Source organism: Dellaglioa sp. CoH-57-MRSF-21, from assembly GCF_056781915.1.
This window is the reverse complement of record NZ_JBXAXU010000087.1, coordinates 1-388: the sequence shown is the minus strand read 5'-3', so window position 1 is coordinate 388 and position 388 is coordinate 1. Positions and strand designations below refer to the sequence as shown.

The 388-nt window shown below is 55.4% G+C and carries 1 protein-coding gene; it reads right to left on the bottom strand.

The features are described 5' to 3' along the window. Positions 1–28: 28 nt before the first annotated feature. Positions 29–304, bottom strand: coding sequence for a hypothetical protein (locus AC1RPQ_RS08055; protein WP_289862449.1), 276 nt, complete (start codon positions 302–304; stop codon positions 29–31). Positions 305–388: the final 84 nt, after the last annotated feature.

Genomic DNA, 388 nt, shown 5'->3' with positions numbered 1-388 from the left:
GAATTCCGGTCAGGTTCATATACACCCTTTATTTGGCGATGGCCGCCTGTCGGCTCAGTTCAATGGTCAGGGCTTCTGCCTTGTCCGCGTGCCCGCGCTCGACCAACGCGCCCACAACCAAACCCCCGAGCAGTGCCGCATGTGCGCCCTTGCCCCGCTTGCTTTTGAGAACGCGCAGTGCGCCGCGTGCAGCACTCAGCGAGTGCGAACCGCTGATAGTTTGCGGCCCGATAATGGAATCAGCAATACGGCCGGCTTCTGCTTTGTACTGATTGAGAATCGAAACAGGGGTATTTGTGTTCATTGTCAATTTTTGATCGATTGGTTGCGAGTTTTGATTGCATCATATTGACGCCGACAGTCGGCAATCCACGCGTTCCACGCTTCC